This is a genomic window from Burkholderia stagnalis (assembly GCF_039848545.1).
GTDB lineage: Bacteria > Pseudomonadota > Gammaproteobacteria > Burkholderiales > Burkholderiaceae > Burkholderia > Burkholderia stagnalis.
This window is the reverse complement of sequence record NZ_CP156687.1, coordinates 776,136-790,018: the sequence shown is the minus strand read 5'-3', so window position 1 is coordinate 790,018 and position 13,883 is coordinate 776,136. Positions and strand designations below refer to the sequence as shown.

The 13,883-nt window shown below is 68.0% G+C and carries 12 protein-coding genes and 1 pseudogene; 9 read left to right on the top strand and 4 right to left on the bottom strand.

Going from position 1 to position 13,883, the window contains the following annotated elements; genetic code table 11:
• Nucleotides 1–7 precede the first annotated feature (7 nt).
• From ABFO07_RS34285 to ABFO07_RS34275, 3 genes are all read left to right on the top strand, one after another.
• Nucleotides 8–925: an acetoacetate decarboxylase family protein gene (locus tag ABFO07_RS34285; protein WP_347469959.1), complete on the top strand. Its 918-nt coding sequence runs from the start codon at nucleotides 8–10 to the stop codon at nucleotides 923–925.
• Between the two features lie 36 nt (nucleotides 926–961).
• Nucleotides 962–2,206, top strand: coding sequence for a saccharopine dehydrogenase family protein (locus ABFO07_RS34280; RefSeq protein ID WP_347469815.1), 1,245 nt, complete (start codon nucleotides 962–964; stop codon nucleotides 2,204–2,206).
• A 121-nt stretch (nucleotides 2,207–2,327) separates the two neighbouring features.
• The gene (locus ABFO07_RS34275) at nucleotides 2,328–2,798 is read left to right on the top strand and encodes a MerR family transcriptional regulator (RefSeq protein WP_059907304.1); all 471 of its coding nucleotides are present in this window, start codon (nucleotides 2,328–2,330) and stop codon (nucleotides 2,796–2,798) included.
• 57 nt (nucleotides 2,799–2,855) lie between these two features.
• Here ABFO07_RS34275 and ABFO07_RS34270 read toward each other — a convergent pair whose 3' ends face one another.
• Both ABFO07_RS34270 and ABFO07_RS34265 read right to left on the bottom strand, forming a co-directional pair.
• On the bottom strand, nucleotides 2,856–3,539 hold the full coding sequence (locus ABFO07_RS34270; RefSeq protein WP_059907305.1) for a type 1 glutamine amidotransferase domain-containing protein: 684 nt from the start codon (nucleotides 3,537–3,539) through the stop codon (nucleotides 2,856–2,858).
• 134 nt (nucleotides 3,540–3,673) lie between these two features.
• Complete coding sequence (locus tag ABFO07_RS34265) at nucleotides 3,674–4,321, bottom strand: TetR/AcrR family transcriptional regulator (protein ID WP_059924032.1); 648 nt, start codon at nucleotides 4,319–4,321, stop codon at nucleotides 3,674–3,676.
• A 99-nt stretch (nucleotides 4,322–4,420) separates the two neighbouring features.
• On the opposite strand from ABFO07_RS34265, the gene ABFO07_RS34260 reads away from it, so the two are divergent.
• The 6 genes and pseudogenes from ABFO07_RS34260 (at nucleotide 4,421) to ABFO07_RS34235 (ending at nucleotide 10,538) form a co-directional block, all read left to right on the top strand.
• Nucleotides 4,421–5,896, top strand: a complete 1,476-nt coding sequence (locus tag ABFO07_RS34260) for a coniferyl aldehyde dehydrogenase (RefSeq protein WP_059924033.1) — start codon at nucleotides 4,421–4,423, stop codon at nucleotides 5,894–5,896.
• A gap of 334 nt (nucleotides 5,897–6,230) precedes the next feature.
• Entirely contained in the window at nucleotides 6,231–7,091 is an 861-nt protein-coding gene (locus ABFO07_RS34255; protein ID WP_347469814.1) for an FAS1-like dehydratase domain-containing protein, read from the top strand.
• Between the two features lie 31 nt (nucleotides 7,092–7,122).
• Nucleotides 7,123–8,286 carry an acyl-CoA dehydrogenase family protein gene (locus ABFO07_RS34250; RefSeq protein WP_059881321.1) on the top strand — a complete coding sequence of 388 codons (1,164 nt, stop codon included), beginning with the start codon at nucleotides 7,123–7,125 and terminating at the stop codon, nucleotides 8,284–8,286.
• A gap of 11 nt (nucleotides 8,287–8,297) precedes the next feature.
• Nucleotides 8,298–9,476 (top strand): CaiB/BaiF CoA transferase family protein, encoded by a 1,179-nt coding sequence (locus tag ABFO07_RS34245; protein ID WP_347469813.1) that lies wholly within the window; start codon nucleotides 8,298–8,300, stop codon nucleotides 9,474–9,476.
• A gap of 49 nt (nucleotides 9,477–9,525) precedes the next feature.
• Nucleotides 9,526–9,738: pseudogene (locus ABFO07_RS34240) on the top strand (MmgE/PrpD family protein); the annotation flags it as partial.
• Complete coding sequence (locus ABFO07_RS34235; RefSeq protein WP_347469812.1) at nucleotides 9,735–10,538, top strand: HpcH/HpaI aldolase/citrate lyase family protein; 804 nt, start codon at nucleotides 9,735–9,737, stop codon at nucleotides 10,536–10,538. The pseudogene ABFO07_RS34240 and the gene ABFO07_RS34235, both read left to right, overlap by 4 nt.
• Nucleotides 10,539–10,703: 165 nt before the next feature.
• Here ABFO07_RS34235 and ABFO07_RS34230 read toward each other — a convergent pair whose 3' ends face one another.
• Nucleotides 10,704–11,876, bottom strand: a complete 1,173-nt coding sequence (locus ABFO07_RS34230; RefSeq protein ID WP_059881329.1) for a porin — start codon at nucleotides 11,874–11,876, stop codon at nucleotides 10,704–10,706.
• 154 nt (nucleotides 11,877–12,030) lie between these two features.
• Nucleotides 12,031–13,875, bottom strand: coding sequence for an ABC transporter ATP-binding protein (locus tag ABFO07_RS34225; protein ID WP_059881331.1), 1,845 nt, complete (start codon nucleotides 13,873–13,875; stop codon nucleotides 12,031–12,033).
• Nucleotides 13,876–13,883: the final 8 nt, after the last annotated feature.

Here is a 13,883-nt window from a genome sequence, read left to right as displayed (position 1 = left end):
GACGAACATGGACAGGCGGTTTACACAGGTCGAATTCGGGCCGCACAAGGTCGACGTGCCTGAAGGCGGCTACTACGACCGGTTCCGGATGAATCCGGACCTGAACGAAGTCGCGCGGGATCCCGCCGCGGGAAACATCGATTTTTTCCGTCGGATTCCGAAGCATCTGGTCAATTCGAGGGTCGGCCCGACCTGGGCGCCGAACTTCTACTACCGTTCCAGCAACATCCAGCTATTGTTCATGGCGCCGCTCGACCGCCTGCGGGCCATGTTGCCGGCGCCGCTCGAGCCGCTGCGGGCGGTGCCGGGGCACGGGCTGGTGGCGTTGACGTTCTTTTCGTATTCGGTCTGCGACAACGATCCGTATGACGAAGTGTCCGTCGCGGTGGTGATCCGCCGGCCCGGCGCGCGCGGTTCGCACGCGCTGGAGCTGATCGATGCCATGCGGCGCCGGAGCTTCGTCGCGCACGTGCTGGCGCTGCCCGTCACCACGGAAATCGCGCGGGTTCGCGGCGTATACGGCTATCAGCTGCCCAAGTGGCTCGCCGACATCGACGTGAACATCGGCGCCGACGTACGCGCCCGCATTGCCGGCCCGGGCGGCCGGCCGGACCTGAGCCTGCGCGCGCCGCTGCCGGCGCTGAACAACGTTGCGTCGCAGTCGCGGATGAGCACGGCGACCATGATCAATCTCATCGACGGCGAATGGCACCAGAGCTCGGTGCAGACCAATATATTGTCGTTCGCCCAGCGCCTGTTGCCGCGCGACGTCGAGCTGGTGCGGCACGGCGGTCCGCTGAGCCAGTTGCTCGACGGATTGGGCGTATCCACCATCATGCGTCTCGACGTGGCCAACGACGCGCAGCTGGTTCTGAACCTGCCGACGCCCTTGAAAGCCTTCGATGGGCCTGACAAGCAACAATAGCGGCGCTTCGACTCGCCCACTCAAAAGGAATCGATCATGACCGCACCGGCCTATGACCTCGTCGTGTTTGGCGCCACCAGCTTTGTCGGGCAGATCCTGACCCGCTACCTGTCCGAACACTTGTCGGGCGACGTCGAAACGCTGCGCTGGGCCATTGCAGGCCGATCGGAAACGAAGCTCAGGCAGGTCAGGGATGCGCTGGGCGCGGCGTGGCAGGCCTTGCCGATCATCGTCGCCGACGCGGCCGACGAAGCGCAGCTGCGAGCGCTGTGCGCGCAAACGCGGGTGGTCGTGTCGACCGTCGGGCCCTACGCGCTTTATGGGGAGCCGCTCGTCAAGATTTGCGCGGAAACCGGCACGGACTATTGCGACCTCACCGGCGAGACCCAGTGGATCAAGCGGATGATCGACAAGTACGAGCCCGCGGCCCGTCAATCGGGGGCGCGCATCGTCCATTGCTGCGGCTTCGATTCGGTGCCGTCCGACATGGGTGTGTTTTTCCTGCAGCAACAGGCAAGGCGGCAGTGGGGTGTGCCGGCCGAGCAGGTGAAGATGCGCGTCAGAACGCTGAAGGGCGGCGCGTCGGGCGGAACGGTGGCGAGCGTGATCAACGTCGTGCGGGAAGCCGCGGCCGATCCCGCGTTGCGCCGGGAACTGCTCGATCCGTATTCGCTGTGTCCGAAGGAGCACGGATTCATGGCGCGGCAGCACGCCGTCCGATCGGCGGAGTTCGACCGCGACTGCGATGCGTGGATCGCCCCGTTCGTGATGGCGGCCATCAACGAGCGGGTCGTGCATCGCTCCAACGCGCTTGCGGGCAATGCGTACGGCAGCCGGTTCACCTATGACGAAGCCGTCATGACGGGCACGGGCCTCAAGGGCCGCGTGGCCGCGCTGGCGATGGTGGCCGGCCTCGGCGCGTTCATGGTGGGCGTCGTCATCAAGCCGGTGCGCAGCCTGATGGAGCGGTTCCTGCTGCCGAAGCCCGGCGAGGGGCCGAGCGCCGCGGCGCAGCTGGCCGGCCGCTACGATCTGCGTTTCTTCGGCCGCGCCGGCGACGGGCGGACCTTGCGCGTGAAGGTCACCGGCGATCGCGACCCCGGTTACGGCTCGACGGGCAAGATGCTGGGCCAGGCCGCGATCGGTCTCGCGCTGGATTGCCGCAGCGGCGGCGAGAAGGCCGGGCGCGGCGGCGGTTTCTGGACGCCCGCGACGATGTTCGACGAGCGCTATATCGAGCGTCTGGTGCGCCATGCGGGGTTGCGCTTCGAGCTGGCGTGATTCGGCAGCGGTATCGGCATGGAAACAATAAATATCGGCATGCGAATCAATGCGGGGAGGAAGCTGACTGTCACGGCTGATCAGATGGCCGGATCCGATCCGGCCGGGGAGTATCCGGAACATGAAGATCGGGGAACTGGCGGCGCGCACCGGCCTTACCCCTTCGCGCATCCGCTTCTATGAACGCATCGGTCTGTTGACGAGCGTCGAGCGGCAGGCGAACGGTTATCGAACTTATTCGCCGGAAGCGGTGGTGATGCTCGATCTGATCACGGCCGCGCAGAAGGCGGATTTCAGCCTCGACGAGATCCGCACGCTGATTCCGTCCGACTTCGCGCAGTGGCCATGCGGTTCGCTGCTCGATGCGCTGCGCCGCAAGGTGCAGCGCATCGAGGCGCTGGAAGCGCGGCTTGCGCGCAACAAGGCGCACGTCATGTCGCTCATCGCCGGGATCGGGCCGAAACCGGAGGCGGTGGAGTGTGCCGCCCACGCGATGCGACTGCTGTCGCGGGTCCATCCGGAGAACACGGCAAGCGCCGGCCACGCCGACGACGACACGCGCGACAAGCCGGCCCGGCGCCGGACGACCTGACCCCGGACGGCCGCCGGCGCATCGTGTTGCGTTCCGGGCGCGCGCCCGTGCGCCGCGTTACAGGAGCGCGACGACCTGCTCGGCCGTCGCCTTCGCCGATTGCGGATTCTGGCCCGTCACCAGCCGGCCGTCGACGACGACGTTCGACGTGAACGGCAGCAGCGCCTTCTCATAGCGCGCACCGCGCCGCGCCATCTCCTGCTCGACGTTGTAGGGCACCTTCTTCGCGACGCCGGCCAGGATTTCCTCCACCCACGAGTAGCCGGTGATCCGGCGTCCGGCGACCAGCAGCGTGCCGTCCGACAGCGTCGTGTTCAACAGTCCGCAGTAACCGTGGCAGACCGACGACACGATGCCGCCGCGCTCGTAGATCCCGCGCGTAAGCCGCTGCAGCCCCGCATCGTCCGGAAAATCCCACATGACCGCGTGGCCGCCGGTGAAATAGATCGCATCGAAATCGGCCGGATCGAGCGCGTCGGGCCGCGCCGTGTTTGCGAGCAGGGCCTGGTTCGCCTTGTCGGCGCGCCACGCTTTCGCGGCCGCGTCCGCGTGCGGCCATTTGAGCGAGCGGGGCTCCAGCGGCGACACGCCGCCCTTCGGGCTCACGAGCTGCTGCGCGTATCCCTTCGCCGCGAAGATGTGGTGGGCGTGGGTCAGCTCGGACAGCCACAGGCCGGTTGGTTGCGACGGGTCGGCGTAGTGCGCGACGTTGCTGACGACGTGAAGTATGCGCTTGGTCATGATGCGATTCCCTCTTCATCGGCCACGGGCGGTGCATCTTCGACGCGCCGCCGTTTTGTCGGATGGCAGGACACAGACCCATGGCCTCGATACGCTTGCCGAGGCCGACCATAACCTTGAGGTGAAGTTAAAGGTCAAGACCTTTTTGCTTTTCTGCGTACGGGGCTGTCTTGAGACAGGACGAGCCCGTCCAGCAAGGTCGTCAATGCGTCTTCGATCGCATGGTCGCCGACTTTCTCGCGCACCAGCCGCCCGTCGATCTCGAGCATCGTCAGCCCATGAAGATGCGCCCAGCAGGCCGTTGCCTGGCCGAGCGCGGGGCGCAAGCGGATCGTGCCGGCCTGCTGGCCTTGCTCGAGGATGTCGACGACCAGCAGGAAGGGCGCCTGCGTGCGCGGATCGAGATGGATATCCGTCGGCTCGCCGGCATCCGCGGCGAACATCAGGCGGTAGAGATCCGGGTTTTGCTTGCCGAACGCGAGATGGGCGTAGGCCAGCGCGCGCAGCACCGCTGGGGTGTCCGCCGCGGGATCCACGGACGCGGCGAGCGCATCGCGCAGGCGATCGAACCCGATCAGCGCCAGCTCGTGCAGCAACGCGGCCTTGTCCGGGAAATGCCGGTAGGGCGCGGAGTGGCTGACGTTCGCCCGCCGCGCGATTTCACGCAGCGTGAACTGCCAGCCCTGTTGCTCCTGCAGCGTGTCGAGCGCCGTGTCGATGATCGCGCGCCGCAGATCCCCGTGGTGATACGCCTTTTGCCCGGCATCTGCTTCCGACGGCATCGTGTTGCTCCAATGTTGACATGGGACACATTGTGGTCCTATGATCCGGACCGAGCAAGTTGACAGTGTCTACATTGACGCAACCTCGTGAGGCGCACCATGTTCGTTTCCGCAGAATCCAGCTCGAGCATCGACCCGGCGGCGTTGCTGGCCCGCCAGCGCAGCGCATTCGTCAAGGAGGGGCCGCCGGGCGTGCAGCAGCGCAAGGCAAGGCTCGCCCGGCTGCGCGCGGCGGTGCTGGCCCACCGCCGCGACATCGAGGAGGCGATCAGCGCCGACTTCGGACATCGCTCGCGCCACGAAACCGCGATCATGGAACTGGTCGGCGTGATTCAGGCGATCGACTACCTGTCGCGCAACCTGCGCCGCTTCATGAAGCCCCAGCGCCGGCACGTCGGCATCTTCTACCGCGCCGGGCATGCGCGCGTGGAATACCAGCCGGTGGGCGTGGTCGGCGTGATGGCGCCGTGGAACTACCCGTTCTCGCTGACCTTCATTCCGCTCGCCACCGCGCTGGCCGCCGGCAACCGCGCGATGCTCAAGCCGTCGGAGCTGACGCCGCGTACCAGCGAGGTGATCCGGCGGATGCTCGCCGACACCTTCCCGAGCGAGGAAGTCGCGGTCGTGCTCGGCGGCCCGGAAGTCGGCGCCGCGTTCAGCGGTTTGCCGTTCGACCATCTGCTGTTTACCGGCAGCACGCAGGTGGGCCGCAAGGTCATGAAGGCGGCCAGCGACAACCTGGTGCCGGTGACGCTCGAACTGGGCGGCAAGAGCCCCGTGATCGTCGCGAGGGGGCATGTCGACGCGCGGACGATGTCCGGCATCGTGTTCGGCAAGCTGTCGAACGGCGGACAGACCTGCGTGGCACCCGACTACGCGCTGGTGCACGAAGACGATCTGGACGCATTCGTCGCGCAATACGATGCAGCGGTGGCGCGCTTCTATCCGGACGGGCCGACCAGTCAGGACTACACGTCGATCGTCAGCGACCGGCATTTCGATCGCCTGAAAGGCCTCGTCGACGAGGCGCGCAGCAAGGGCGCGCGCGTGATCGAGGCGGGCGTGAATCCGCAGAACGCGGCCAACCGCAAGCGGACGCTCGCGCCCACGTTGATCGTCGGGGCCGGCGACGACACGGCGGTCATGCAGGAGGAGATCTTCGGGCCGATCCTGCCGGTGCGCGCATATCGCACGATCGACGAGGTCATCGACTACGTGAACGCGCGCCCGCGGCCGCTGGCGCTCTACTATTTCGGCGCGCGGGACGGCGACTGCGAGACGCTGCTGACGCGCACCACGTCAGGCAACGTCGGCATCAACAACACGCTCCTGCACGTCGCGCAGGAAGACCTGCCGTTCGGCGGCGTCGGGCCGAGCGGGATGGGCGCGTATCACGGCATCGAAGGATTCCGTGCGATGAGCCATGCGAAGGGCGTATTCGTTCAGGGCCGCTGGGCGCTCCCGAACCTGCTGCGCGCGCCGTTCGGCAAGCTTGCGGATTTCTCGCTGGCGGCGCTGCTCGGGCCGAGCCGGCAACCGGCCGGCGGGCGCGTCGAATGGGACGCGAAGCGCTGAGGCGCGCGAAACACCATGAACGGGGCGCGGCCGCCGCGCCCCGTCAGCCATCGTGCCGCCCGACCCGCCGTCGACGTGCAGCTCGCGCGCGATCGGGTTCGTCGGGCATCTCGCCGAGGAAGCGCAGCGGCCGATCGTTCGTGCCGTGGCCGTGCATCGAAGACGAGGCGTGCGTCGACCTGCGCGACGAAGCGCAAGCCTGCGCATTGCGGGATCGCGCCCCCCGCCGCCGACGTTAAGCAAATTCGAAGTCACGGTTCGGGAAAGACGACTTCGCGAAACCACGGGCGAGGTTCATAGTAGGAGCCTCTGCAGCGTACCGGAGATTTCGCAAGTGTCGACCTCATCATCGCAGGAACCCGCGTCGCCGCCGCTCGACGCGTGGCTGGGCAAGACGGAAACGCTCGGCGACGACATCACGTCGTACCCGCTCGCCGCGCTGGCCGCGACGCTCGATCGCGCGGCGCCCGGCGATACCGTGCCGCCGCTCTGGAACTGGCTGTATTTCCTGCCGGTCGCGCCGCTTGCGCAGGTCGGCGCCGACGGGCATCCGAAGCGCGGCGGCTTCCTGCCGCCGGTGCCGCTGCCGCGCCGCATGTGGGCGGGCGGGCGCCTGACGTTCCATGCGCCGCTGCGCGTGGGCCGCCACGCGACGCGCGAATCGACGATCGCGAGCATCGAGGACAAGACCGGCCGCAGCGGCCGCCTCGTGTTCGTGACGGTCCAGCATCGCTACGAATCGGACGGCGTGCTGTGCATCGAGGAAGAGCACGACATCGTCTATCGCGACGCGCCGCAGCCGGGTGCGCCGGCGCCGAAGCCGGTTGCCGCCCCGCAGGGCGAGGCATGGTCGCGCACCGTGACGGCCGATCCGGTGCTGCTGTTCCGCTATTCGGCACTCACCTTCAACGGCCACCGGATCCACTACGACCACCCGTATGCGACGCAGGCGGAAGGCTACCCGGGCCTCGTCGTGCACGGCCCGCTGATCGCGACGCTGCTCGCCGACCTCGTGCGCCGCGAACGCCCCGGCGCGACGCTCGCGACGTTCGCGTTCCGCGCGGTGCGCCCGACCTTCGACGGCCACGCGTTCACGCTGTGCGGCAAGCCGTCCGACGACGGCAGCACGGTCGAGCTGTGGGCGAAGGACCACGAAGGCCACCTGACGTTGCAGGCGAGCGCGACGCTGGCCTGACCCTGACACACGCCATCAACGAATCTCGCTCATGCAAACGACGCACGACAACACTTTCCAGGACATCCGTGAAGCGGTGCGCGACCTCTGCTCGCAGTTCTCCAGCGAATATTTCCGCAAGATCGACGAAGCGCGCGGCTATCCCGACGCGTTCGTCACCGCGCTGACGAACGCGGGCTGGCTCGGCGCGCTGATTCCGCAGGAATACGGCGGCTCCGGCCTCGGGCTCACCGAAGCGTCGGTGATCATGGAGGAGATCAACCGTTCGGGCGGCAACTCGGGCGCGTGCCACGGGCAGATGTACAACATGGGCACGCTGCTGCGCCACGGTTCCGCCGCGCAGAAGGACAGGTACCTGCCGAAGATCGCGAGCGGCGAGCTGCGCCTGCAGTCGATGGGCGTGACCGAGCCGACCACCGGCACCGACACCACGAAGATCAGGACCACCGCCGAGAAGCGCGGCGACCGCTACGTGATCAACGGCCAGAAGGTGTGGATCTCGCGCGTGCTGCACTCGGACCTGATGATCCTGCTGGCCCGCACGACGCCGCTGGCGGAAGTCAGCAAGAAGTCCGAAGGGATGTCGATCTTCATCGTCGACCTGCGCGACGCGATCGGCAACGGGCTGACGGTCCAGCCGATCCTGAACATGGTTAACCACGAGACCAGCGAGCTGTTCTTCGACAACCTCGAGATCCCCGCCGGGAACCTGATCGGCGAGGAAGGCATGGGCTTCAAGTACCTCCTCGACGGGCTGAACGCCGAACGCACGCTGATCGCGGGCGAATGCATCGGCGACGGCTACTGGTTCATCGACAAGGTCAGCCGGTACGTGAACGAGCGCGTCGTGTTCGGCCGCCCGATCGGGCAGAACCAGGGCGTGCAGTTCCCGATCGCGCGCGCGTTCGTGAACGTCGAGGCGGCGAGCCTGATGCGCTTCGAGGCCGCGCGCCGGTTCGACGCGCACGCGCCGTGCGGCGCGCAGGCGAACATGGCGAAGCTGCTCGCGGCCGATGCGTCGTGGGAAGCGGCGAATGCATGCCTGCAGTTCCACGGCGGCTTCGGCTTCGCGTGCGAATACGACGTCGAGCGCAAGTTCCGCGAAACCCGCCTGTACCAGGTCGCGCCGGTCTCGACGAACCTGATCCTGTCGTACGTCGCCGAGCACCTGCTCGGCCTGCCGCGTTCATTCTGAGGAGAGCCAGCATGCGACCGCTCGACGGCATCAAGGTCATCACGCTCGAACACGCGATCGCGGCGCCGTTCTGCACGCGCCAGCTCGCCGATCTCGGCGCGCGCGTCATCAAGATCGAACGGCCCGGCAGCGGCGATTTCGCACGCGGCTACGACGAGCGCGTGCACGGGCTGTCGTCCCATTTCGTGTGGGTGAACCGCTCGAAGGAGAGCCTGACGCTCGACGTCAAGCAGCCGGAGGCCGCGGAGATCCTGCAGGCGCTGCTCGCCGACGCGGACGTGCTCGTGCAGAACCTCGCGCCCGGCGCGGCGCAAAGGCTCGGGCTCGGCTACGACGCGCTGAAGGATACGCATCCGCGCCTGATCGTCTGCGACATCTCGGGCTACGGCGCGAACGGCCCGTACCGCGACCGCAAGGCCTACGACCTGCTGATCCAGAGCGAATCGGGGTTCCTGTCGATCACGGGCTCGCCGGGCCAGCCGGCGAAGGCCGGCTGCTCGATCGCGGACATCTCGGCCGGCATGGTTGCGTTCTCGAGCATCCTGAGCGCGCTGCTGATGCGCGGGCGCACTGGCCAGGGCAGCCGGATCGACGTGTCGATGCTGGAGAGCATGGTCGAGTGGATGAGCTATCCGCTCTATTACGCGATCGACGGGCAGAGCCCGCCGGCGCCGTCGGGCGCATCGCATGCGACGATCTATCCGTACGGCCCGTTCCCGGCCGGCGACGGCAAGACCGTGATGCTCGGCCTGCAGAACGAGCGCGAGTGGAAGCTGTTCTGCGAACAGGTGCTGCGCCAGCCGGGCCTCGCGGACGACGCGCGCTTCAACGCGAATTCGAAGCGCCATGCGGCGCGCGATGCGCTGCACGCGCTGATCGTCGACGCGTTCGCCGCGCTCACCGCGGCCGACGTGATGCAGCGGCTCGACGCGGCGGGCATTGCGAACGCGCAGATGAACACGCTCGACGATGTATGGCGCCACCCGCAGCTCGGGGCGCGCGAGCGCTGGCGCAGCGTCGAGACGGCGGCCGGCGCGGTGCCGGCGCTGCTGCCGCCGGGGCTGCCCGACGGCGTCGAGCCGCGCATGGACGCGGTGCCCGCGCTCGGCCAGCATACGCACGCCATCCTTGCCGATCTCGGTTATACGCGTGCACGCATCGACGCGCTGCGCGCGAACGGCACGATCTGATTTCTCGACACGCACCGACGCCATGACGAACCTGCAGACCCATCCCGGGCGCGACGGCCGCGCGCTGGCGGGGCGCGCCGACGAGCCGAAGGGCGATCCGGGCAATACGCTGTCGCGCGACGAGATCGCGGACAAGGTGCGCCGGCTCGCGGCGTTTGCCGGGGCGGCGACGGCGGGCGAGGTCGCGCGGCGCGTGGCCGGCGCGTGGGAGATCGCGGCGCAGCCGGCGCTCGGTTCGCTGTTTCAGGAGGGTTCGGCATGACGGCCGTGTCGTCGCGTTCGTGGCTGTTCGTTCCCGGCAATCGCGCCGAACGTTTCGACAAGGCGCGCGCGTCGGGCGCGGATGCGGTGATCCTCGATCTCGAGGATGCGGTGCCGCTCGCCGAGAAGCCGGCGGCGCGCGCGGCCGTCGTCGCGCATCTCGATGCGGCCCGGCCGGCGTGGGTGCGCGTGAACGCGACCGACACCGCATGGTTCGCGGACGACGTCGCGGCGATCGCCGCGCATCCCGGCGCCGCGGGCGTGATGCTGCCGAAATGCGAGACGCGTGCGCAAGTCGATGCGGTGCTCGCGCATGCACATGCGCAACTCGCATTGCTGCCGCTGATCGAAACGGCGCGCGGAATCGCGGGGCTCGGTGAAGTGTGCGCCGCGCCGCGCGTGGCGCGAGTCGCATTCGGCACGCTCGATTTCCAGGTGGATCTCGGCATCGACGGCGACGGCGATGAACTGAATGCGTTCCGCTCGCAGATCGTGCTCGCGTCGCGTCTTGCCGGCATCGAGCCGCCGGTGGACGGCGTGTCGACCGTCATCGACGATGCGGCGGCGATCGAGCGGCATGCGCGCGCCGCGCGGAAATTCGGCTTCGGCGGGAAGCTGTGCATTCATCCGAAGCAGCTCGACGCCGTGCATCGCGCGTATGCGTGGAGCGACGCCGAGCGTGCGTGGGCCGCGCGCGTGCTCGATGCGGTCGAAGCGAGCGGCGGCGCGGCGGTCGCCGTGGACGGGAAGATGGTCGATGCGCCGGTCATCCTGAAGGCGCGGCGGATCATGCGCAGGTGATCGCTGCCGACCTCGCATCCGCAACTAACGGTCAATCCCGCTCGCGCCCGCCTGTTTGCGAAAAGCCAGCGCGACGATTCATTTCCGGGATCTTTCCCTGCATCCATGAGTTGCCGCACCGCCGCGCGGCCCGCGACCATGACGCCGCGGGCCGCAGTCGGCCCATCAGAACTTGTGGCGAATCCCGACGACCGCGAGTTCCTGCGTGTTCGTACCGGAGTTCACGCCGTACGAACCGACGGATGCCGCCGCTTTCACGACCGCGCCGTTCGCATTCAACGTATGGCCGCTCGCGCGCTGGTAGCCGAACAGCGCATACAGGTCGGTGCGCTTCGACAGCGCGTAGTCCGCACCGAGGTTGACCTGGTTGTAGTGCGCGGAGGTCGGGCCCGTCAGCGACGTGTAGTTGTAGCCCACGCCCGCGCGCAGCGCCGGCGAGAACTGCCAGTTGAAGAAGGCCGAGCCGTTGTTGAACTTCGCGGTCTGGCTGAACGCCGACAGCGTGTCCGCGCCGTACTGCGTGTTCGAGTACGCGAGCCCGAAGGTGGCCGCGCCGAGCACGTACTGGCCGGCGACGCGCACGATCTGAATCGACTTCGCGCTCGAGAAGCCCTGGTTGATCACGGTGTTGAAGAGCGTATCCGAGCTGCTCGTCCACGAGCGCAGGCCGTTCGCGCCGGTCGTGCCGCCGTTCGCGAAGAAGTAGCCGGCGCCGAGCGACAGCGGCCCGTTCGCGTAGCTCAGGCCGAAGCTGTACGTGCGGCCGCTGCCGGTCGCGCCGGCGACGCCGCCGAAGCCATACAGCGCGGCGAACTGGAAGCCGGAGATCAGCGGGCTCGTGTACTTCACCGAGTTGCTGACGCGCAGGCTGTTGTCGTAGTTGTCGAGGTCGCCCGGCGTCGAGAACACGCCGCCGAAGTAGTTGTCCTCGGTCAGCCCCTGCACCAGATCGACGACCGGATCGTACTGGCGGCCGAGCGTCACGGTGCCGTACGTGTTGTGCGCGAGGCCCACGATCGCCTTGCGGCCGAATTCGCGTTGGCCCTGGCCGAGCGCGCCGGTGCCGATGTTGAAGCCGTTCTCGAGCTGGAACAGCGCGGCGAGGCCGCCGCCGAGATCCTCGGTGCCGCGCAGCCCCCAGCGGCTGCCCGACAGGTTGCCGCTGCCGAACTTCACGAGATTCGATGCGTTCCCGCCGTCCGCGTTCTGTGCGTTGTGCACGTACGCAATGCCCGCGTCGACGATGCCGTACAGCGTGACGCTGCTTTGCGCGTGCGCACCGCCGGCGGCGAGCGCGGCCGGCAGCGCGAGAAGGGCGAGTCGCTTGGTTGCTTGCATGCTGTGGTGTTCCCCGTAGTCGATTGATCAGATGAAACGCTGAACGATACGGATCACGGACAATCAAGGAAACCAATAAATTCTCGAATGTTTATCAGGCGACGCGGCGCTTGCCCCCGCGCGAAATGCATGGCATTCCCGAGCGCCGCACCGCCTACTGCGCGACTTCCTCCGTCTCCCCGAGGAACCCGCCGCTCTGGTGCGCCCACAGCGCCGCATAGATGCCGCCCGCCTGCAGCAACTGCTGGTGCGTGCCTTCCTCGACGATGCGCCCTTCGTCGAGCACGATCAGCCGGTCCATCGCCGCGATCGTCGACAGCCGGTGCGCGATCGCGATCACCGTCTTGTCGCTCATCAGGCCGTCGAGGCTCTGCTGGATCGCGGCCTCGACCTCGGAGTCGAGCGCGCTCGTCGCCTCGTCGAGCACGAGGATCGGCGCGTCCTTCAGCATCACGCGCGCGATCGCGACGCGCTGCCGCTGGCCGCCCGACAGCTTCACGCCGCGCTCGCCCACCTCGACGTCGTAGCCGCTGCGGCCGTGGCGGTCGCGCAGCCGCGCGATGAACTCGGCTGCCTCGGCGCGCGCGGCCGCGTCGTGCATCTCGCGCTCGGTGGCGTCGGGGCGGCCGTACAGCAGGTTCTCGCGCATCGTGCGGTGCAGCAGCGACGTGTCCTGCGTGACCATGCCGATCGCGCTGCGCAGGCTGTCCTGCGTTACGTGCGCGATGTCCTGCCCGTCGATCCGGATCGTGCCGCCGCTCACGTCGTAGAAGCGCAGCAGCAGGTTCACGAGCGTCGACTTGCCGGCGCCCGAGCGGCCGATCAGGCCGATGCGCTCGCCCGGCCGGATCGTCAGGTTCAGCCCGTCGAACACGGCGCGGTCGTTGTCGTCGTGCGTGAAGCGCACGTCGTCGAACACGATCTCGCCGCGCCGCACGGCGAGCGGCTTCGCATCGGGCGCGTCGACGACGCTGCGCACCTTCGTCAGCGTATTGATGCCGTCCTGGATCGTGCCGACGTTCTCGAACAGTTCGGTCATCTCCCACATGATCCAGTGCGAATAGCTCGACAGGCGCAGCGCCATCGCGATCACGGCCGCGACGACGCCCGCGCTCGCCGCGCCGTTCATCCACAGGTAGAGCGCGAGGCCCGTCGAGCCGACCAGCAGCAGGGTGGACAGCAGGTGGTTGACGACTTCGAACGCGCTGACGAGACGCATCTGCGCATCGCCCGTGACCTTGAACGCCTCCATCGCGCGGCGCGCATGGTCGGCCTCGCGCCGCGTATGCGAGAACAGCTTCACGGTCGTGATGTTCGAGTACGCGTCGGTGATGCGGCCCGTCATCAGCGCGCGCGCGTCGGCCTGGCGGCTGCCGACGGCGCCGAGGCGCGGCACGAAATACGCGCACGCGGCGCCGTAGCCGAGCGCCCACAGCGCGAGCGGAATCATCAGCCGCCAGTCGAAGCTGGCCGCGAGCGCGAGGATGCCGATCAGGTACGCGGTGACGCCGATCACGACGTCGACCGACATGAACAGCGCATCGCGCACCGCGAGCGCGGTCTGCATGATCTTGGTGGTGACGCGGCCCGCGAACTCGTTCGCGTAGAACGACAGGCTCTGGTCGAGCATCAGCCGGTGAAACAGCCAGCGCAGCCGCATCGGGAAGTTGATCGCGAGCACCTGGTGCTTGACCATCGTGTGCAGCGCGATCAGCAGCGCGCTGCCGGCGAGGATCGCCGCGAAGCCGGCGAGCGTGCCGAAGTGCCGGCCGCCGAAATTGGCCGGCGTCGCGGTGGCCAGCCAGTCGACCACGCGCCCCATCATCGCGAACAGCGCGGCTTCATACGCGGCCAGCGCGGCCGAGGTCAGCGCGATCAGCAGGAGCCAGCCGCGCGCGCCTTTCGTGCACGCCCAGACGAACGAGAAGAACCCCTTCGGCGGCGTGACGGGATCTTCGAGCGGGAAAGTCGGCAGGCGCCGTTCAAACCACGAAAACATCCAGTTTC

Bases quoted from the DNA above. Each gene is read 5' to 3' on its own strand.
- ABFO07_RS34260 (WP_059924033.1), top strand. From the start codon at position 4,421: ATGTTCGTTTCCGCAGAATCCAGCTCGAGCATCGACCCGGCGGCGTTG.
- ABFO07_RS34250 (WP_059881321.1), top strand. From the start codon at position 7,123: ATGCAAACGACGCACGACAACACTTTCCAGGACATCCGTGAAGCGGTG.
- ABFO07_RS34275 (WP_059907304.1), top strand. From the start codon at position 2,328: ATGAAGATCGGGGAACTGGCGGCGCGCACCGGCCTTACCCCTTCGCGC.
- ABFO07_RS34230 (WP_059881329.1), bottom strand. From the start codon at position 11,876: ATGCAAGCAACCAAGCGACTCGCCCTTCTCGCGCTGCCGGCCGCGCTC.
- ABFO07_RS34270 (WP_059907305.1), bottom strand. From the start codon at position 3,539: ATGACCAAGCGCATACTTCACGTCGTCAGCAACGTCGCGCACTACGCC.
- ABFO07_RS34235 (WP_347469812.1), top strand. From the start codon at position 9,735: ATGACGGCCGTGTCGTCGCGTTCGTGGCTGTTCGTTCCCGGCAATCGC.
- ABFO07_RS34285 (WP_347469959.1), top strand. From the start codon at position 8: ATGGACAGGCGGTTTACACAGGTCGAATTCGGGCCGCACAAGGTCGAC.
- ABFO07_RS34265 (WP_059924032.1), bottom strand. From the start codon at position 4,321: ATGCCGTCGGAAGCAGATGCCGGGCAAAAGGCGTATCACCACGGGGAT.
- ABFO07_RS34225 (WP_059881331.1), bottom strand. From the start codon at position 13,875: ATGTTTTCGTGGTTTGAACGGCGCCTGCCGACTTTCCCGCTCGAAGAT.
- ABFO07_RS34280 (WP_347469815.1), top strand. From the start codon at position 962: ATGACCGCACCGGCCTATGACCTCGTCGTGTTTGGCGCCACCAGCTTT.
- ABFO07_RS34245 (WP_347469813.1), top strand. From the start codon at position 8,298: ATGCGACCGCTCGACGGCATCAAGGTCATCACGCTCGAACACGCGATC.